A 17,644-nucleotide genomic window follows, 5' to 3' on the forward strand; every position below is an offset into this window, starting at 1 on the left:
CTGCGAGGGGCGGTGGGTCAGCGCTGGCGCGCGGTGGTCTGGCGCAGCGCGGCAGTCACCATGCCTTCGACCACCGGGATGACCTTGCCGGCCAGGTCGGGGCGATAGCCGTACGGGTACGTTTCGTCCATGTAGGTGGACTGGCACATCTCGAGCTGGATGGCGTGGACGTTGTCCGCCGGGGCACCGTAGTGGCGGGTGATGTAGCCGCCCTTGAAGCGGCCATTGACGGCCCAGGAGTAGTCGGTGCACGCATTCAGCTGGCCTTGCACGGCGGCCAGGATATCGGGCGCGCACGACGCGCCGTCAGACGTGCCGATGTTCAGGTCCGGCAGCTTGCCTTCGAACAGGCGGGGCAGGACGCTGGCGATCGAGTGGGCTTCCCACAGCAGCACCGTGCCGTGCTCGGCCTTGATGCGGTCGAGCTCTTCGCGCAGCTTGGCGTGATACGGCTTCCAGTACGCCTCCAGCCGCTGGGCGCGTTCGCCGTCGGTCAGCACGGCCTCGTTCTGGTACAGGGCATCGCCGCGAAACGCCTGAGTGGGGCACAGGCCGGTCTTGGTCTGCCCGGGATACAGGCTTTCGTCGTTGGGCGGACGGTTCAGGTCGACCACGTAGCGCGAATAGCGCGCGCCCAGCACGGAGGCGCCCAGCGCCTGGGCAAATTGGTACAGGGTGTCCAGGTGCCAGTCCGTGTCGCCCGACTGCAGGGCGACGGACGTCATTTGCGGCTGTTGCGCCTCGGGAATCTGGCTACCGAGGTGGGGAATGGAGATCAGCAGCGGGGCGGTGCCGCGGCTGAAGTGATAGATGTCGCTCAAGAGAAACTCCGGGTGGCAATGGCAATGCGCCGCGGCAGAACCGCGGGCGGCGGGCGCTTGTATGCTAGGCAGCGCGGCCCGCCGCGGGAATTGCATCAGTTTAATGGATGCTGATGATTAGCCGGGGCGATGCTGAACGCCTTGACCAAGTCGCGGACGCGGGGGAACGCGCCCGCTTCGTGTCCTTGCGGCAGCAAACCGCCGGGCGGGGTGAGGTAGAGTAGATGGCTCGCACACTCTAGCGAGCCTTCATGATCGATGAACTGATTCAACTGGGCAAGCTGGTCAGCCTGGGTCTGGCGCTGATGCTGCCGCTGGCCAATCCGCTGACTTCCATGACGCTGCTGCTGTCGCTCGGAAACCAGATTCCGTTCAAGGAACGGCAGAAGCAGGTGACCCAGGCGGCGTTCTATGTCGTCGGGATCATGCTGGTCACGTACTACGCCGGCGCGCTCTTGATGCACACCTTCGGCATTTCGATCCCCGGATTGCGCATCGCGGGCGGGCTCATCGTGGTCACCATCGGCTTCAGCATGCTGTTTCCGTCGGACCATCCACGCGCCCTGGAGGCCGAAGCCACGGCCGATGCGCTGGAGCGCGAAAGCCCGAACATCGCCTTCGTGCCGTTGGCCCTGCCGGGCACCGCCGGCCCGGGCACGATCGCGATGATCATCAGCGGCGCATCCTCGGTCGATTCCGCCATTGCGCCCGACTATGTGCGCTGGGTGGTCGCCGTGGCGCCCGTCATCGTCTTCTCGCTGCTGGGGCTGCTGTTCTGGATCTGCCTGCATTGGGCGGGCCGCATCGTCGCCGTGATCGGCAAGAGCGGCGTCGAGGCCATCTCGCGGGTCATGGGCTTTCTGCTGGTCTGCATGGGGGTGCAGTTCGTCATCAATGGCGTGCTGGAGATCGTGGGCACGTACCCCAATCTGTAGATGCCGGGCCCCGACCGCGAATTCGTGACCTGGGCCTGATTGGGCGGGCCTGCCTCGCGTGCGTGACGGGCGTCCGGCGGGTTCTGGTCCCGTTGACGGCCCGTCAGTTTCCCGCCATTCGCCGTTCCGGCCGATCCAAGCCCAGATGTCCGCGCAGCGTGGCGTGTTCGTAGTCTTTGCGGAACAGCCCGCGCTTTTGCAGCACCGGCACCACCTGTTCCACGAAATCGTCGATGCCGCCCGGCAGTGACGGGGGCATGAGATTGAAGCCGTCGGCGCCTTCGTTCCGGAACCAGTGTTCCATCCGGTCGGCGATCTGCTCTGGCGTTCCCACCATCGTGCAGTGCCCGCCGCCCGCGGCCAGCCTGCCCAGCAACTGGCGCACCGTGGGCTGTTCGGTCTCGATGATGCGCAGGATCGTCGCGTAACGGCCCTTGGGCCCCTTGAACTCGGACAAGGCGGGCAGGGGCGGCACGGGGGCGTCCAGTTCCCAACCCGAGCAATCCTGCAGGACGAACATGCCCAGCTGTCGCAGCGAGGCGTCCGCGGGCAGCAGCTCGTCCAGTTCGCGCTGCTTGGCGCGGGCTTCGGCTTCGGTCGAGCCGACATAGGTCACCAGCCCGGGCATGATCGGCACGAAGGCGTCGCGGCCCGCGGCCCGCACCCGCTGCTTGATGTCGCGGTAATAGGCTTGCGCGGCCGGCAGGTCGTAGGCCACCGCGTAGATGGCTTCCGCGCGCCGCGCCGCCAGATCGCGGCCCTGGTCCGAGGCGCCCGCCTGGAACAGCACCGGATGGCCTTGCGGCGGTCGCGGCACGGTCAACGGGCCGTCCACCAGGAAATGTTCGCCGTGGTGATCGATCTTGTGCAGGCGGTCGGGCACGCCAAAGTGGCCGTTGCGGTCGATGGCCAGTGCGTCGTCGTCCCACGAGTCGAACAGCCGCAGCGCGACGTCGACAAACTCCTCGGCGCGCGCGTAGCGCCAGTCGTGGCCGGGCATGGCTTCGTAGCCGTGGTTGCGCGCTTCGGCGTCGAACATCGACGTCACCACGTTCCACCCCATGCGGCCGCGGGAGATGTGATCCAGCGAGGCCACCATGCGCGCCGCATGAAAGGGCGTGAAGAATGTGCTGGATACCGTGCTGATCAGGCCGATGTGCGTGGTGGCGCGGGCGATGGCCGCCATCGTGGTCAGCGGTTCCAGGTACCAGCGCGGACCGTCGCCGATGTTGTCCATCGACTGGCCGTCGGCAAAGAAGATGGCGTCCAGCTTGCCGCGTTCGGCCGTGCGCGCCAGGCTTTCGTAATAGGCGATGTCCCCCAGCCGCTCTGCCGCCGAGTCCGGGTGGCGCCAGGCCGCGCGGTGGTGGCCGCAGCCGAAAATGAACAGGTTCAGGTGCATCATGGCGATCAGGTCTTCGTTGGCGTCATCGGTTGCCGCGTCCGGCACGCCCGCCGGTGCCGCAAGCGGGCGAAATTAGCATAAATCGCCCGCGCGGGCGCCCGCCACCCTTGCCAGCCACCCCCGCCCGCCACACCGGCCTGCGCCGCGCGTTGACATCGCCGCGCTGCTCTCCTAACCTTGCGGCAATTCCTGGGGGAGCCCTGCATGGGCTGAGATTCCGCGGCAACGCGGTAACCCTTTGAACCTGATCCGGGTAATGCCGGCGAAGGGAAGGACTCCGCAAGTCTCGCGCGCCCTCCCTGATTCCACTCATCTTGCGGCCTTCCGACGGCGGGCCGCCGCGTTACGCGTGTGGCCGCAGGCCGCCCGCGGGAGGACCGACCTTCATGTTGACCCAAACCACCGCCCTGATATGGCTGTTGCTGTTCTCGGGCGGCTTTGCCGTGGCCAGCGTGCTGTACACCCGGCGCAAGCGCAGCACGCTTGAAGACTACATCGTCGCGCGCAACAGCCAGGGGTCGTTTGGCACGATCCTCACGCTGATGGCGTCCACGCTGGGCGCCTGGATTCTTTTCTCGCCCGCGCAGGCGGCCACCTGGGGCGGCCTGGCGGCCGTGATCGGCTACGCGCTGGGCTCGATGTCGCCGCGGCTGGTCATGATTCCGCTGGGACGCCGCATGCGCGAACTGATCCCGCACGGTCACACGCTGACGGAGTTCCTGATGGCGCGCTACGGCCGGCCCATGTATGGCCTGGCGCTGTTCATCATGCTCTTTTATCTCTTCATCGCGCTGTCCGCCGAGGTCACGGCCATCGCCAAGCTGGTTGCGATGCTGGCGCCCGTGCCGTTGTGGACCACGGCCGCCATCGTGATGGGGACGACCTTGCTCTACACCACCTACGGCGGGCTGCGCTCTTCGATCTTCACCGATCAGGTGCAGATGATGATCATCGTGCCGCTGCTGGTGGTGTTGTGCGTCGTGGGCTGGCAGGCGGCCGGCGGCGCCTTGCCCACCATCGAGGCGCTGCAGGCCAAGGCGCCGCAACTGCTGGATGTGACCGACCCGGTGGGCGTCAAAGCCGGCCTGACCTTCTTTGTCGCCATCCTCTTGACCGGCATCTTCCACCAGGGCAACTGGCAACGCATCTACGCCGCGCGCGACGCGCGCACGATGCGCAACGGCTTTCTGCTGGGCGGCGTGCTGGTGGCGCCGTTCATCTTCCTGATGGGCCTGTTCGGCCTGGCGTTTGTCGGCCTGGCCCCGGCGGGCGACAGTTCCATTGCGCTATTCAGCGTCATCATGCCGCACGCTCCGGTGTGGTTCGTCATCGCCCTGATCCCGCTGGGCCTGGCGCTGGTCATGAGCACCGCCGACACCGCCATCAGCGCGGTGACCAGCATCATCGCGGTCGATCTGCGCCGCCTGATGCCCAACGCCACTGCCGGCACCATGAAGCGCCTGGCGCGCTCGCTGGTGCTGCTGATGGCCATTCCCGTGATGATCGTGGCCTCGCAGGGCTACAGCGTGCTGTACCTGTTCCTGCTTGCCGACCTGCTGTGCTCGGCCGCCGCGTTCCCGGTGTTCTACGGCCTTTTCAGCCGCAAGCATGACGGTTTCACTGCCACGCTCTCGACCATCACCGGCCTCGTCGCCGGCCTGTTCTTCTTTCCCGCACCGGGCGACAAGCCCGTGTTCCTGCTGGAATCGTTCCTGCTGGCCGCGTTTGTGCCAGTGGTGACGACGGTGCTGATCCGGCTGATGATGCGCGGGCGCAAGGAGTTTGATTTTGCGACGCTGAGCGGGGCGGTGCGCAGGTTGGATCAGGAGCGGGTTTGAGGGAAGGGCCTAGCGGATAGGCAAGGGCTTGGCAGGCGTCTTGTCCCGAACAAGATCGAAGATTTCGACCTCCTCGTCACTTAGTGGGCCGGCTTCATGAGCGATGGCTGCCATTAGCGAGCCTAGGCATGTATGGCGGCTTGGCCGGACGGCTGGGGCTGGATTGTCGAAGAGGCTCAAATCGCTACTGCGACTTTGCTCGGCTACGCGATCTCCCGCTGCGGTATACCGCGGTTCGGACGTGTGCTGAACTTTGATGAAAGGCATAAAGAGAGTCCGCTCGGCCATTGCGGCCCGATGGCGAACATTCTGGGCCCGCCAGCGACGGCGGCCAACGCCTACACGAAGTAAATCAGACGCACAGAAACAAAAAAGCCTTGGCACACAAAAGTGTCCAAGGCTTTTCCGTCTGGAATTTGGTGGAGCGGAGGAGGATCGAACTCCCGACCTTCGCATTGCGAACGCGACGCTCTCCCAGCTGAGCTACCGCCCCAAATCAAGCAAGAGCAGAAATATACAGGAATTCGGCCTGGGTGCGCAACATGCGCCGGCACCGAATTTTCAAACGAATTGCAGGGTGGCGATGACCGGGGCGTGGTCCGAGGGCTGCTCGTTGCGGCGGGGTTCCTTGTCGATGACGCAGGCGACGCAGCGCTTGACCAGCGGGGCGGACAGCAGCACGTGGTCGATGCGCAGGCCGGCGTTGCGTCGGAAGGCGAATTGGCGGTAGTCCCACCAGCTGAACGACTTTTCCGGTTGTTCGAACAGCCGGAACGAATCGGTCAGGCCCAGGTCCAGCAGCGAGCGCAAGGCCTGGCGTTCGGGTTCGGACACCAGGACCTGCCCTTCCCACTTTTCGGGGTTGTGCACGTCTTCGTCGGCAGGGGCGACGTTGTAGTCGCCCAGCACGGCAAGGCGGGGAAATTGCTTGATCTCTTCGGCCAGCCACTTGCGCATGGCTTCGAACCATTCCAGCTTGTAGGTGTACTTGTCGGAACCGACCGACTGGCCGTTCGGGCAGTAGGCGCAGACGACGCGCACGTCGCCTTCGGGGCTGGGAAAGGTCAGGGCCAGCACGCGCTGCTGCGAATCCTCAAAGCCGGGAATGTTGCGCACCATCGTCGTGCCGGGCATGCGCGAGATGATCGCGACGCCGTTATAGGTCTTCTGGCCGGCCCAGACGGCGTGATAGCCGGCTTCCTTGAACGCCGCCTCGGGGAACTTGTCGTCGGTGAGCTTGAGTTCCTGGATGCACAGCACGTCGACGGGATTGGCGGCAAGCCAGTCGAGGACCTGTTGCAGGCGCACGTTCAGGGAGTTGACGTTCCAGGTGGCGAGTTTCATGTTTTCTTCAGACCGTTTATTCAGGCGGTTCTTGGCGGTGGCGCCTTCCAAAACCCCGGTCTAGCTACTCATCTGGCTACGCATCCGGGGCGTGGTTGGCATTCGCCGGGGATAAGGCCAGATGATACCCGCTCATGCTGTCTTCTTCTGCCTGCTGATCTCCGCAAGGTCCGCAAGGTGTCTGACACCCTGGGGAGACGATCCTCAGTTCGTGGCGGCGTCCCAACGGGTGTCAGACACCGGCCAGCGAAGCTCCACCGTCGCCGCAAGGTGTCTGACCCCTTCAAGCAAAAACCCCGATTCCTGCGAATCGGGGTTTTTCTTTTGCTACTCACTGATGTGATTGAACTCGACCGAGCCCGGTTCGATGCCGCCGCGCCGCAGCCGGCCGTCGACATCGTCCGGATTTCCGCCCGCCGCGTCTGCCGCCGGCAGGTCCAGCCAATTTGCCAGTTCCTGCTTCGCCTGCTGGCTATCGGAGATCCCGCCATTGACCAGCGCCACGCCGTCGCTGCCGTCGAGCTTTCGATAACTGATCTGTGTCTTCATCTTGCCTCCTGGGTTGCGGTGGATTGCCGTTCCACCGTAACACACGAGACAACGGCGTTGTCCGGGCAGCAGCCCGATCCGCTTCCTTAGCCTTTGACCAATCCGCCATCCACAATCAGGTTCTGCCCGGTCACCGCGCGCGACCACGGGCTGGCGAAGAACAGGACCGCGTCGGCGAATTGTTCCGGCGTGGTGACCTCGCGCAGCGGGGTGCCGGCGGCGATCATGTCGAAGACGGCGTCGGGGGTGGCGGCGGAGGCGTCGGTGGTGCGCAGCAGGCCGCCGGACACCATGTTGACGGTGATGCCGTCCGCGCCCAGCTCGTGCGACAGCGTGCGGGTGAAGGCCAGCAACGCGGCCTTGGCGGCGGTGTAGTCGTGGTAGGGCACGACCGGGTTCTGGACGAGGTTGGTGCCGACGTTGATGATGCGTCCGCCGCCGGCGGCGCGCATGCCGGGCAGGGCGGCTTGGGTGGTGTTCAGCGCGGCGCGCACACTGCCTTCGAGCTGGGCGTTCATCTGCGCCCAGTCCAGCGTGTCGGCGTGGGGGCGGGCATCGCCATTGAACTGGAAGGCGGGCAGCGCGTTGTTGACGATGGTGTGGACCGGTTGGCCGAAATGCTGGCTGGCGCGGGCGACCATGGCGGCGACGTCCGCGGGGTCGCGCACGTCGGCCTGCACGGCCAGGGCGCGGTCCGGGGCGGTGGCAGCAAGGGCCTGCGCGCGGTCGGCGCTGTTCAGGTAGTTGATGACGACCTTGGCGCCTTCACGCAGAAAGGCCTGCGCGATGGCGGCGCCCAGGCCGCGGCTGGCGCCGGTGACGATGACGAGTTGCTGGTCCAGGGTGGGTTGCGGGCGTTGCGATGACATGAATTGAAGCTTCCTGCTTAGTGTTCCGAGCCGCTGTTGAGCATGCGGCTGCGGGCTTTTTCGATATGGGCGCGCATGACGTTGCGGGCGCCCTCGGCATCCTGATCGCGGATCAGTTTATAGATGTGGCGATGTTCGTCGATGGCGGCGCGCGTGCGCTTCCACGGTTCGCTGTGGACCAGATGGCGCATGACGTTCACGGCGTGGCTGACGTCGTACTCCAGCGACTTGAGCACCTGCACGAAGCGCTGGTTGCCGGTGGCGGACGCAATGGCGCGGTGAAACCCGTAGTCATGATGGTGGGCGATGGCGCCGGACGCGTCGGCCTCTTCGTAGCCGGTCAGCATGCGGTCCATTTCCTGCAGGTCTTCGGGCGTGCGGCGCAGCGCGGCAAGGTGGGCGCATTCGGGCTCGATCACCCTGCGCAGTTCCAGGCCTTCGAGGATATGGCCCACGCGGCGCGCCGGGTCCACGGCGGGCATGCCGCCCATCAGGTCAGGCTTGGACTTCACGTAGGTGCCGGACCCCCGGATCGAGTCCACGAGCTGGTCTTCACGCAACCGGTCCAGCGCCTGGCGCACGACGGGCCGCGACACTTCAAAGAGGGCGGCCAGTTCCAGTTCGGTCGGCAACTTGTTGCCGGGCGCGATCTTGCCGGTGGCGATCGCGTAGAACAGGCTTTCGTAGACGCGCTCGGCAAAACGCTCGGCGCGGACATAGCCCAGGCCGGACGCCACCTCGGCCAGAACGTCCAGTTCGGGACGGGGGCGGGTGGCCGCGGCCAGCAGCGATTCCAGCTGCGGGTCACGTACGTTGCTCATCGGACGTGCTCCTGTGATTTGGGGACGGGTTGTCATGCGGCATGACTAACCCGCGGGACGCTAAGCCCCTGAATTGTTAGGGATAACCCGATCATCCAGGAAAATATCCTGAAGGTTGGGATTAAAGCTGTCATTCCAATTGACAAGTTGCAAGCGGCTCCCGTACCTTGCCATTCAAACCACAACGCCCGCGCGCACGACGCGCCGGCGGCGCAGCCGGCCCAGCCGCTGGCAAGCGCACCGAGACATGCAACTTCCCCCAACCGGCCGTTCGGCCGCTACTTTACTCCGCACATCGTGACTCAGAAGAACTTTATCGCCAACCAATGGGTGGCCGCGGCCACCGGTGAAACCATTCCCGTCCTGAACCCGTCCGATGGCAAGCCTTTCGAGGAACTGGCCCGCTCGAACGAGGCGGACGTGGACCGTGCCGTCAAGGCCGCCCGGCAGGCCTTCGAGGGCGAGTGGGGCCAGATGGCGCCCGCCGTGCGCAGCCGCCTGTTGATGAAGATCGCCTTCGCGCTGCTGGACCGCCAGGAGGAACTGGCGCAGCTGGAATCGGCCGACACGGGCAAGCCCATCAAGCAGGCACGCGCCGACGCCGCCGCGGTGGCGCGGTACTTCGAGTTCTATGCCGGCGCGGTCGACAAGCTGCACGGCGAGACCATTCCCTACACGCCCGGCTTCACGGTGCTGACCGTGCGCGAGCCCCACGGCGTGACTGGCCACATCGTGCCGTGGAACTACCCCCTGCAGATCTTCGGCCGCAGCGTCGGCGCGGCGCTGGCCGCGGGCAATGCCTGCGTGGTCAAGCCCGCCGAGGACGCCTGCCTGTCGCTCCTGAAGCTGGCCGAGATCGCCGCCGAAGTGGGCCTGCCCGCCGGCGCGCTGAACATCGTCACCGGGTACGGCCATGAGGCGGGCGCCGCGCTGTCCGCGCATCCCGGCATCGACCACATTTCGTTCACGGGCTCGCCGCAGACGGGCAAGATGGTGGCCCATGCCGCCGCCGAAAACCACGTGCCCGTCACGCTGGAGCTGGGCGGCAAGTCGCCGCAGATCGTGTTTGACGACGCCGACCTGGACGCCGCGATGCCGGTGCTGCTGGGCGCCATCATCCAGAACGCCGGTCAGACGTGCTCGGCCGGCAGCCGCGTGCTGATCCAGCGCGGCGTGTACGAGACCGTGCTCAAGCGCCTGTCCGACGCGTTCTCGGCCACGGTGACCGGCCCGGCGGCGGCCGACCTGGATGTGGGTCCGCTGATCAACGCGCGCCAGCAGGACCGCGTGCGCGGCTTCCTGGCCGAAGCCGAAGCGCAAGGCATGAAGGTTGCGGCGCGCGGCAAGCTGAAGGACGGCACGCCCGAGGCCGGCTTCTACCAGCCGCCCGTCCTGTTCCGCGACGTGCCGCCGGACAGCCGCCTCGCGCAGGAAGAAGTCTTCGGTCCGGTGCTGGCCGCCATGGTCTTCGACACCGAGGAAGAAGCGCTGGAAATCGCCAACGGCACGCTGTACGGCCTGGTGGCCGGGGTGTGGACGCGCGATGGCGGCCGCCAGATGCGCCTGGCGCGCAAGCTGCGCGCGGGCCAGGTGTTCGTCAACAACTACGGCGCGGGCGGCGGCGTGGAACTGCCGTTCGGCGGTTCGCGCCAGTCGGGCTACGGCCGCGAGAAGGGCTTTGAAGCGCTGTACGGCTTCACGTCCTTGAAGACCATCGCGATCCGCCACTGATCGCGGGGCGGGGCGGCGGCCCTGACCCAGGACCCGGGCAAAATATCGGTTAACGTTGATGTTTTGCTTCCGGGGCCTGCCGCCCCGCATTCAGGATCCGTATGTTCACCGGTATTGTTCAAGGCACCGCGAAGATCGCAAAGATCGCGGATCGCGAAGGCCTGCGCACCTTCACGCTGGATTTTCCCCCTGGTTTCTGCACTGACCTGGCCATCGGCGCCAGCGTCTCGACGGACGGCGTCTGCCTGACCGTCACGGAAATCCTGTCCGAGAACCAGGCCACGTTCGACGTCATGCTGCAAAGCCTGGCGATCACCACGCTGGGCAGCTATGCCGAGGGCGACAGCGCGAATGTGGAGCGCGCGGCCAAGGACGGCGCCGAGATCGGCGGCCATCCGCTGTCCGGCCACGTGGACTTCACCTCGCAGGTGCTGATGGTGAAATCGTCGGACACCAATCGCCTGATGCGCTTCAGCATCCCCGAGGCCTTTCGCAAATACGTGTTCGCCAAGGGCTACATCGCCATCAACGGCGCCAGCCTCACCGTGTCGGAAGTGAACCGCGCCGAGGGCTGGTTCGAGGTCTGGCTGATTCCCGAGACGCGCCGCACGACGGTCTTCGAGGACAAGCAGGTGGGCGATGCGGTCAACATCGAGATCGAACGCAGCACGCAGGTCATCGTCGACACCGTGCGCGAAACCGTTCAGGAAAGCCTGGGCAAGCTGCAACCGCTGCTGGAAGCGATCCTGAAGGAAAAGGGACTGACGCTGGAAGACTTTGTCAGCCCGCAGGGCAAGCTGAAGTAATACTGCCCAAGCGCGGCCGCCGTGGCCGCCTTGGCTGCAATGGCCGGCGCCTTCGCGCCGGCCATGTCGTTTTCACGCCGCCCTGAACGGCTGCCCCTGCGGCCGCACCCGCATCCCGGGCTCAAGCCGCGTCCACGGCAGATCCGCGGGATCCGCCTGCATCGGGCCGGGCGCCTTGGCCACCAGCACCTCGTGCGCAATCGGCTGGAAGTCGGCCCGGAAATGCACCGAGCTTTTCACCACCAGGATCGCCATCTGTTCGGGCTGCACGCCGCCGACGCGGAAGAGGTTGCGGTCCAGCATCTGCGCCTTGCCGGCGCTGGCCACCACCCGCACCCCGCCGATCCGCAGCGTGGCCGTCGCGCCCAGGTCCACGTCCATGCCGTGCATCATCGGCCCGTCAAAGCGCAGCTTGCCGTCCGATAACGCCTCGACCACGAATTCGCCTTCGAACGCGGCGTCGCCCGCGACGCCGGACTGCCCGCCCAGACTGAGCGCAACCGTGGCGCCGACGCCAGCCTGCGTGGCGCGACGCACCGCCTCGGGGTCGTACAGCAAGCCCAGCGCCGCGTTCTGCGCGTCGGCTTGCACCAGCGCGCGCAGCATGCCGGTGGTGTTGGCGTCGCCGCCTGCGCCGGGGTTGTCCTGCGTGTCGGCGATCACGACGGGCCGCGTGGCGCCGGCGGCGAGGGCCTGCGCGCGGCGCACGGCTTCGGCCGGTTCCAGGAAATCAGGCGACCACTCGGGTTCCAGTTCCAGCACGCGCGCATACAGCGATTCGGTGACCGCGTCGACCGCGGCGGCGTCCGTGCCGTAGGCCCACACCACCGGCCCGCACTCCGGGAAATCCGCCGCCGGAAAGCCCGGCGCGAAAGACACGGAGGCAACCCCCGGCGTCTGTTCCCGTTCGCTCAGCAGCGCGTACACGCCCTGCGAGGGTTGCAGCATCGTGCACATGCCGTTGATGGGAATCAGGAAGGGCAGGCGGCGTTCGCTGCGGGTCCATTGTTCTCCGGCCTGAATGCGCGCCATCAGCAGCCGCGCGGCCAGCACGCCGGTATCGGCCATGTCCACGTGCGGATAGGTGCGAAACGCCACCAGGCCGTCCGCGCTTTGCAGCATCCGCGCGGTGACGTTGGCGTGCAGGTCCAGGCTGGCGACCACGGGCAAGCCGGGTCCCACGATCTCGCGCACGCGGGCCAGGAGTTCGCCTTCGCCGTCGTCCAGGTGCTCGGTGACCATGGCGCCGTGCAGGTCCAGGTAGATGGCGTCAAAGCCGCCGGCCCGCACCGCGTCCAGGATCTCGCCGGCAATGCGCTCGTAGGCATCGCGCGTCACGTGGGCCGACGGGCTGGCACCCGCCCAGATCACCGTCTGCACGGTGTGGCCTTCAGCCGCCACGGCATTGATGAAGCCGCCGGCCGGGATGTTGACCTCGCGCAGCGCCAGCATGTCCGCGCCGCGCACCATCGCGGGAAAGCCTTCGCCGCGCACGAAATTGTCGTAACCCGCCTTGGAGGGCGCAAAGGTGTTGGTCTCGTGCTGGAAGCCAGCAACCAGGATGTGCATGTTCGGTTCCTGTGAAGGGGGCCGCCCCGCGCGTCGGACGCGCAACAGCCGGCGCATGAAGCTGTCCAGGATACCGTGTATGCGGCGCGTTGGAACGGCGCGCGCGCGCCACGGGCATCAGGGACAATGCGGATTGCGCGCGCGGCCGCGGCATACAATGCCCTGACTCACGGAGGTACCCATGTCGGCCACATCCGATATCAAACTACGCCCGCTCGAACGCGGCGACCTGCACTTCGTGCACAAGATCAACAATAACGACGTCATCATGCGCTACTGGTTCGAAGAGCCGTATGAAGCCTATGACGAACTCGTCGCGCTGTACGACCGCCACCTTCACGACCAGAACGAGCGGCGCTTCATCATCGAGCACGACACGGGGCAGCCGGCCGGGCTGGTCGAGCTTGTGGAGATCGACTACATCCATCGCCGGGCCGAATTCCAGATCATCATCGCGCCCAGCTACCAGGGCAGGGGCTACGCCAAGGCCGCGACGCGCATTGCGGTGGGCTATGCGTTTCGGGTGCTGAACCTGCACAAGGTGTATCTGGTGGTGGACAAGGACAATACCGCCGCCGTGCACATCTACGAACGGTGCGGCTTCCAGATCGAAGGCCTGCTCAAGGAAGAATTCTTTTCCAACGGCGCGTACCGCGATGCCTACCGGATGGCGCTGTTGCAGCATGACCATCTGCGCGACGTGGGACCGGGCGCGCCGGACGCGCCCGTGCTGCGGGACTGGCCGCAGGAAGAGCAGGCGGGCTAGCGCCGCCTGCTGCGTGCTACATCAGGGCTTGAAGAACGCCGTCGGCGTCATCAGGCGGTTTTCCTGGCTGATCAGGTAGCCGGCTTCGGCGCTCTTGGTCAGGTAGGTCGCCCAGGCCGGGTCCTTCTGCAGCGCCTGGCGCTTGGCTTCGCGGTCGGCGGCGCTGTCATACACCCAGATGTGCATGTAAGTGTTGACGTTGCCGGTTTCGGTCTGCATGTAGGCGAGCGGCTTGCCCAGATGGCGGCTCTGCACCTCGTAGCCGTGCTCGGCATAGAGCGCCAGGTGTTTCTTGATGGTGCCGGCGCGGCACGTGTAGGTACGGACGTCGTAAAGCATGTTGATCCTTGATAGGGGTAGCGGAAAGCGTGTTATTCGGCCGTGGCGCCGGACTGCTTGACCAGCTCGCTCCAGCGTTCCACTTCGGTGTTCACGTATTTCTGGAAAGCGGCGTGGCCGTCGCCCACGGGATCGGCGCCCAGGCCCTTCAACTTGTCCTGCACGGCCGGGTCGGCGACGCTGTCGGTGACGGCCTTGGAAAGCTTTTCGACCACCGGTGCGGGCGTGGCGGCCGGCACGAACAGGCCGAACCACGAACGCGCATTCATGGCCGGGTAGGCCGCCTCGGAGAACGCGGGCACGTTGGGCAGCGCCGAGTGGCGCTGCGTGCCGGTGACCGCGATGGGCGTGAGGCGCCCGGCCTGCACCTGCGACAGCACTTCGGGCAGGTTGGCGAACATGATCTGGACCTGTCCGCCCATGAGGTCGTTGAGCGCCTGCGCGCCGCCCTTGTACGGCACGTGTGTCATCTGCGCGCCAGCCAGCGAATTGAACTGCGCGCCGGCCAGGTGCGAAGCCGTGCCGGTGCCGCCCGAGGCGTAGTTCACGCGGTTGCCGTTGGCCTTGGCATAGGCCGCCAGTTCCTGCGGGGTCTTGGCCGGCACCGATGGGTTCACCACCAGCAGCAGCGGCACCGACGCCAGGTTGGACAGGCCGGCGAAGTCGCGCGTCAGGCTGTAGTCGAGCTTGTGATAGAGCGTGGCGTTGATGGCGTGGCTGGACGTGGCCATCAGCAGCGTGTAGCCGTCGGGCTCGGCGCGCGCAGCCATGACGGCGCCGATGTTGCCGTTGGCGCCCGCCTTGTTTTCCACCACCACGGGCTGGCCAAGCCGCGTCGACATGGCCTGCGCCACGGTGCGCGCGATCACGTCGGTGGCGCCGCCCGCGGCGAAGGGCACGATGATGCGCAAGGGGCGTTCGGGGAAGTCGGCCGCGGCGGCCGTTGCGGCCGTGCCCAGCGACGCGGCGGCCATCAGAACGGTGGCGGCCAGGCGCCGCACGGGGGTCAGGGTTTTCGTCATGTCTCTCTCCAGTGTTTTGGGTTTTTTTATGGGTTGCCGGGCCTGGTCTCTCAGGCGCCGGCGGTGCGCGCCTTTTCGCGCAGGCTCGTCAGGGTGGCCCGGGGCGTGATCACCTCCGGGTCCAGGCTGAGTTCGATCAGATACGGGGTTCCGCTGTCCAGCGCGCGCGCCAGCGCGGGCGTGAAGGCTTCATGCGTCTGTACGCGTTCGGCCGTCACGCCGAACGATTGGGCGTAGGCCACGAAATCCGGGTTGCACAGGTCCGTGCCGATGGTGCGGCCGGGGTAGTGCACTTCCTGGTGCATGCGGATCGTGCCGTACATGCCGTTGTTGAACACGATGAAGACGATGCCAAGCTGGTGCTGCTTCACGGTGGCCAGCTCCTGCGAAGTCATCAGGAAGCAGCCGTCGCCCGCCAGGCAGATCACCTGGCGGTCGGGATGACGCAGCTTGGCCGCGATGGCCGCGGGCACGCCGTAACCCATCGCGCCGCTGGTCGGCGCCAGCTGTGTGCGCGGGTGGGTGAAACGGTAGTAACGATGCGCCCAGGCGCTGTAGTTGCCCGCGCCATTGGTCAGGATGGCGCTGGGGTCCAGCTGGTCGCGCAGCGCGGCAATGACGCGCGCCGGGTCCAGGCCCGTGCGCGGGGCAGGCAGCTCGGTGTAGCGCAGGTAGTTGTCGTGCAGGCGCTGCGCCCACGCGCGCCACGGCGATGCGTCCACGGGCTCCAGCTCCACCGCCGTCTTGGCGAAGGCGTCCATGCCGGCCTGGATCTTCACGGCCGGCTGGTACACGCGGCCCAGCTCTTCGGGGCTGACCAGCACGTGGATCAGGGTCTGGCTGGGCACCGGCGATTGCAGCAGCGAATAGCCGCCCGTCACCATCTCGCCCAGTCGCGCGCCCACCGCCAGGATGACGTCGGCCTGGCGCACCGCCTCGGCCAGCTCGGGGTTCACGCCGATGCCGACTTCACCCACGTATTGCGCGTGGTGGTTGTCAAACAGATCCTGGCGGCGGAACGAACACGCCACGGGCAGGCCGTTCAGTTCGGCAAAGCGGGTCAGGCTTGCCAGTCCCGCATCGGTCCAGCCCGAACCGCCGACGATCATCAAGGGGCGCTCGGCGCCCGCCAGCAGCGTGCGCATGTCGGCCAGGGCGTCGGGCGCCGGATAGGCCTGCGGCACCTGGATCGTGCCGCAGGGCAGGGCCGGGGCCACGTCGGTCAGCATGTCCTCGGGCAGCGCCAGGACGACCGGGCCGGGGCGGCCGGACGTGGCGACGGAGAACGCGCGGTTCAGGTATTCGGTGACGCGCGCGGCGCTGTCGATCTGCGCCACCCACTTCGTGAACTGGCCGAACATGCGGCGGTAGTCGATCTCCTGGAACGCCTCGCGCTCGACCATGTCGTTGCCGACCTGGCCCACCAGCACGATCAGCGGCGTGGAATCCTGAAAGGCCGTCTGCACGCCGATGCTGGCGTTGGTGGCGCCGGGGCCGCGCGTGACCATGCAGATGCCGGGGCGGCCGGTCAGCTTGCCGTGCGCTTCGGCCATGAATGCCGCCGCGCCTTCGTGGCGGCAGGACACCAGCCGGATGCGGTCGCTGTGCGCGTACAGCGCGTCCAATACGTCCAGGTAGCTCTCGCCGGGTACGCCGAATACGGTATCCGCGCCGTGGTCCAGCAGGGCCCGCACCACGTGCTGGCCGCCCGTCATCAATGTCGAAGTGTCGTTCATCGCAATTTCAATCTGGCCGCAGCGCGGCGGGTTGAGTCCGGATGAACTTTACGCAGCCCCGGTCAGGGCGCGTTAGGACAGATCAGAGCTTGTTTTGCACTTTTTTGCGGGCCGGCCTGCGCGGCCGCAGTTCGCCGGTCACTCAGCCATCACTCGATGGGGCGGTAGTACTTCTTGCGGAAGTCGCCCGGCGTGCAGCCGGTGTGCTTCTTGAAAAAGCGCGCGAAATAGGCCGGATCCTCGATGTTCAGCTGAAAGCCGATCTCGGCGATGCCCAGATCCGTGTTGCACAGGAGCCGCTTGGCCTCCAGCGCGATGCGTTCCTGCACGAGCTGGCTGGCCGTGCGTCCCACGCTGCGCTTGACCGCCTCGTTCAACTGGCGTTCGCTGATGCACAGCGCGTCGGCGTATTGGCGGATGGCCGAGAAATCCAGGTAGTGCTCTTCGATCAGCATGGTGAAGCGCTTGGTCAGCGAATAGCTGGGACCCGCGGCGGTTTCGCGTTCGTCGGCGGGGTACAGCCGGCGCAGTTGCGTCAGGAGGATCAGCAGGTAAGAGCGCACCACGTCGAAACGGCCTGTCTGGCGGTCGCGCGTTTCGCGCTCGATTTCCGCCAGCAGCGGCAGCATGGCGTCGTGCTGCTCGCGCGTCAGGTAGATGACCGGCGATCCGCCCGCCAGGTGAAAAAACGGGAACTTGGCGATGTCGTCGGCGCGCGGGAACATCTGCGCGAAGAACTCGGTGCTGATGTTCATGACGTAGCCGCTGGGCTTGACCGACGACGTCCAGGCGTGGATCTGGCCGGGCGACAGGAAAAAGACCGAGTGGTCGCGCACGGCGTGCTGCTCGAAGTCCAGCAGGTGGGTGCCTTGCGCCTCGGTCATCCACAACAGGTGGTAATAACGGTGCCGGTGCAGGAAGCCGCGCGGGATGTCGTCGTGGTCCTGCAGGCGCACGAGGTCGAAGTAAAAGGATCCCTCTCCCGAGAAATCCGAGGATTCGAAGGTGGGAAAGGTCTCCGGGACGGGCGAAATCGTACCTGCGGACAAGCGGGCGTCTCCTTGATGGCGCGCGGGGCGGCTCTGTTTTTCGC

General features: G+C 66.4%; 16 protein-coding genes, 1 tRNA gene and 1 riboswitch. Of the genes, 5 read left to right on the top strand and 12 right to left on the bottom strand.

The annotated features are described in order from the left end of the window. Nucleotides 1–17: 17 nt before the first annotated feature. Nucleotides 18–821, bottom strand: a complete 804-nt coding sequence (hutG, locus tag QEP15_RS09660; protein WP_152384067.1) for an N-formylglutamate deformylase — start codon at nt 819–821, stop codon at nt 18–20. Nucleotides 822–1,072: 251 nt separating this feature from the next. Between hutG and QEP15_RS09665 the strand changes: the two genes are divergently transcribed. Beyond that, the gene (locus QEP15_RS09665; protein WP_056316331.1) at nt 1,073–1,756 is read left to right on the top strand and encodes a MarC family NAAT transporter; all 684 of its coding nucleotides are present in this window, start codon (nt 1,073–1,075) and stop codon (nt 1,754–1,756) included. 103 nt (nt 1,757–1,859) lie between these two features. On the opposite strand, the gene QEP15_RS09670 is transcribed toward QEP15_RS09665, so the two are convergent. Then, nucleotides 1,860–3,161 carry an LLM class flavin-dependent oxidoreductase gene (locus QEP15_RS09670; protein ID WP_280148899.1) on the bottom strand — a complete coding sequence of 434 codons (1,302 nt, stop codon included), beginning with the start codon at nt 3,159–3,161 and terminating at the stop codon, nt 1,860–1,862. 181 nt (nt 3,162–3,342) lie between these two features. Then, nucleotides 3,343–3,449: riboswitch (TPP riboswitch) on the top strand. A 98-nt stretch (nt 3,450–3,547) separates the two neighbouring features. Here QEP15_RS09670 and QEP15_RS09675 point away from each other — a divergent pair. Further along, on the top strand, nt 3,548–4,999 hold the full coding sequence (locus QEP15_RS09675) for a sodium:solute symporter family protein (protein ID WP_280148720.1): 1,452 nt from the start codon (nt 3,548–3,550) through the stop codon (nt 4,997–4,999). Between the two features lie 417 nt (nt 5,000–5,416). Here the strand turns inward: QEP15_RS09675 and QEP15_RS09680 are convergent. From QEP15_RS09680 to QEP15_RS09700, 5 genes are all read right to left on the bottom strand, one after another. Continuing rightward, nucleotides 5,417–5,492: transfer RNA gene (locus QEP15_RS09680), tRNA-Ala, on the bottom strand. A gap of 68 nt (nt 5,493–5,560) precedes the next feature. Then, complete coding sequence (gene xth, locus QEP15_RS09685) at nt 5,561–6,343, bottom strand: exodeoxyribonuclease III (RefSeq protein WP_175157358.1); 783 nt, start codon at nt 6,341–6,343, stop codon at nt 5,561–5,563. Between the two features lie 327 nt (nt 6,344–6,670). After that, nucleotides 6,671–6,892 (bottom strand): hypothetical protein, encoded by a 222-nt coding sequence (locus QEP15_RS09690; protein ID WP_063952506.1) that lies wholly within the window; start codon nt 6,890–6,892, stop codon nt 6,671–6,673. 86 nt (nt 6,893–6,978) lie between these two features. Then, complete coding sequence (locus tag QEP15_RS09695; RefSeq protein ID WP_280148721.1) at nt 6,979–7,761, bottom strand: 3-oxoacyl-ACP reductase; 783 nt, start codon at nt 7,759–7,761, stop codon at nt 6,979–6,981. Nucleotides 7,762–7,778: 17 nt separating this feature from the next. After that, complete coding sequence (locus QEP15_RS09700; RefSeq protein ID WP_175236109.1) at nt 7,779–8,582, bottom strand: FadR/GntR family transcriptional regulator; 804 nt, start codon at nt 8,580–8,582, stop codon at nt 7,779–7,781. Between the two features lie 294 nt (nt 8,583–8,876). Between QEP15_RS09700 and QEP15_RS09705 the strand changes: the two genes are divergently transcribed. Next, complete coding sequence (locus QEP15_RS09705) at nt 8,877–10,313, top strand: aldehyde dehydrogenase family protein (protein WP_174245458.1); 1,437 nt, start codon at nt 8,877–8,879, stop codon at nt 10,311–10,313. A 101-nt stretch (nt 10,314–10,414) separates the two neighbouring features. Continuing rightward, on the top strand, nt 10,415–11,119 hold the full coding sequence (locus QEP15_RS09710) for a riboflavin synthase (RefSeq protein ID WP_062840838.1): 705 nt from the start codon (nt 10,415–10,417) through the stop codon (nt 11,117–11,119). Between the two features lie 72 nt (nt 11,120–11,191). On the opposite strand, the gene QEP15_RS09715 is transcribed toward QEP15_RS09710, so the two are convergent. Further along, nucleotides 11,192–12,688, bottom strand: a complete 1,497-nt coding sequence (locus tag QEP15_RS09715) for a M81 family metallopeptidase (RefSeq protein ID WP_280148722.1) — start codon at nt 12,686–12,688, stop codon at nt 11,192–11,194. Between the two features lie 181 nt (nt 12,689–12,869). Between QEP15_RS09715 and speG the strand changes: the two genes are divergently transcribed. Beyond that, nucleotides 12,870–13,454, top strand: a complete 585-nt coding sequence (speG, locus tag QEP15_RS09720; protein ID WP_056316355.1) for a spermidine N1-acetyltransferase — start codon at nt 12,870–12,872, stop codon at nt 13,452–13,454. Between the two features lie 21 nt (nt 13,455–13,475). Here the strand turns inward: speG and QEP15_RS09725 are convergent, their stop codons facing one another. From QEP15_RS09725 to QEP15_RS09740, 4 genes are all read right to left on the bottom strand, one after another. After that, nucleotides 13,476–13,793, bottom strand: a complete 318-nt coding sequence (locus QEP15_RS09725; RefSeq protein WP_056316357.1) for an NIPSNAP family protein — start codon at nt 13,791–13,793, stop codon at nt 13,476–13,478. A 32-nt stretch (nt 13,794–13,825) separates the two neighbouring features. Continuing rightward, nucleotides 13,826–14,815 (bottom strand): tripartite tricarboxylate transporter substrate binding protein, encoded by a 990-nt coding sequence (locus QEP15_RS09730; RefSeq protein ID WP_152384124.1) that lies wholly within the window; start codon nt 14,813–14,815, stop codon nt 13,826–13,828. Nucleotides 14,816–14,865: 50 nt separating this feature from the next. Then, nucleotides 14,866–16,551 carry a thiamine pyrophosphate-binding protein gene (locus tag QEP15_RS09735; protein WP_280148723.1) on the bottom strand — a complete coding sequence of 562 codons (1,686 nt, stop codon included), beginning with the start codon at nt 16,549–16,551 and terminating at the stop codon, nt 14,866–14,868. 149 nt (nt 16,552–16,700) lie between these two features. Beyond that, nucleotides 16,701–17,600 carry a helix-turn-helix domain-containing protein gene (locus tag QEP15_RS09740; protein ID WP_280148724.1) on the bottom strand — a complete coding sequence of 300 codons (900 nt, stop codon included), beginning with the start codon at nt 17,598–17,600 and terminating at the stop codon, nt 16,701–16,703. Nucleotides 17,601–17,644: the final 44 nt, after the last annotated feature.

Origin of the sequence: Achromobacter mucicolens (assembly GCF_029866465.1) — a bacterium.
In the GTDB taxonomy this organism is placed as follows: domain Bacteria; phylum Pseudomonadota; class Gammaproteobacteria; order Burkholderiales; family Burkholderiaceae_B; genus Achromobacter; species Achromobacter mucicolens.

What these genes read in the sequence shown, in the direction of transcription:
- QEP15_RS09735 (WP_280148723.1), bottom strand. Translation starts at nt 16,551, where the DNA reads ATGAACGACACTTCGACATTGATGACGGGCGGCCAGCACGTGGTGCGG.
- QEP15_RS09690 (WP_063952506.1), bottom strand. Translation starts at nt 6,892, where the DNA reads ATGAAGACACAGATCAGTTATCGAAAGCTCGACGGCAGCGACGGCGTG.
- QEP15_RS09700 (WP_175236109.1), bottom strand. Translation starts at nt 8,582, where the DNA reads ATGAGCAACGTACGTGACCCGCAGCTGGAATCGCTGCTGGCCGCGGCC.
- QEP15_RS09665 (WP_056316331.1), top strand. Translation starts at nt 1,073, where the DNA reads ATGATCGATGAACTGATTCAACTGGGCAAGCTGGTCAGCCTGGGTCTG.
- QEP15_RS09725 (WP_056316357.1), bottom strand. Translation starts at nt 13,793, where the DNA reads ATGCTTTACGACGTCCGTACCTACACGTGCCGCGCCGGCACCATCAAG.
- QEP15_RS09730 (WP_152384124.1), bottom strand. Translation starts at nt 14,815, where the DNA reads ATGACGAAAACCCTGACCCCCGTGCGGCGCCTGGCCGCCACCGTTCTG.
- QEP15_RS09670 (WP_280148899.1), bottom strand. Translation starts at nt 3,161, where the DNA reads ATGATGCACCTGAACCTGTTCATTTTCGGCTGCGGCCACCACCGCGCG.
- speG (WP_056316355.1), top strand. Translation starts at nt 12,870, where the DNA reads ATGTCGGCCACATCCGATATCAAACTACGCCCGCTCGAACGCGGCGAC.
- xth (WP_175157358.1), bottom strand. Translation starts at nt 6,343, where the DNA reads ATGAAACTCGCCACCTGGAACGTCAACTCCCTGAACGTGCGCCTGCAA.
- QEP15_RS09715 (WP_280148722.1), bottom strand. Translation starts at nt 12,688, where the DNA reads ATGCACATCCTGGTTGCTGGCTTCCAGCACGAGACCAACACCTTTGCG.
- QEP15_RS09695 (WP_280148721.1), bottom strand. Translation starts at nt 7,761, where the DNA reads ATGTCATCGCAACGCCCGCAACCCACCCTGGACCAGCAACTCGTCATC.
- QEP15_RS09710 (WP_062840838.1), top strand. Translation starts at nt 10,415, where the DNA reads ATGTTCACCGGTATTGTTCAAGGCACCGCGAAGATCGCAAAGATCGCG.
- QEP15_RS09675 (WP_280148720.1), top strand. Translation starts at nt 3,548, where the DNA reads ATGTTGACCCAAACCACCGCCCTGATATGGCTGTTGCTGTTCTCGGGC.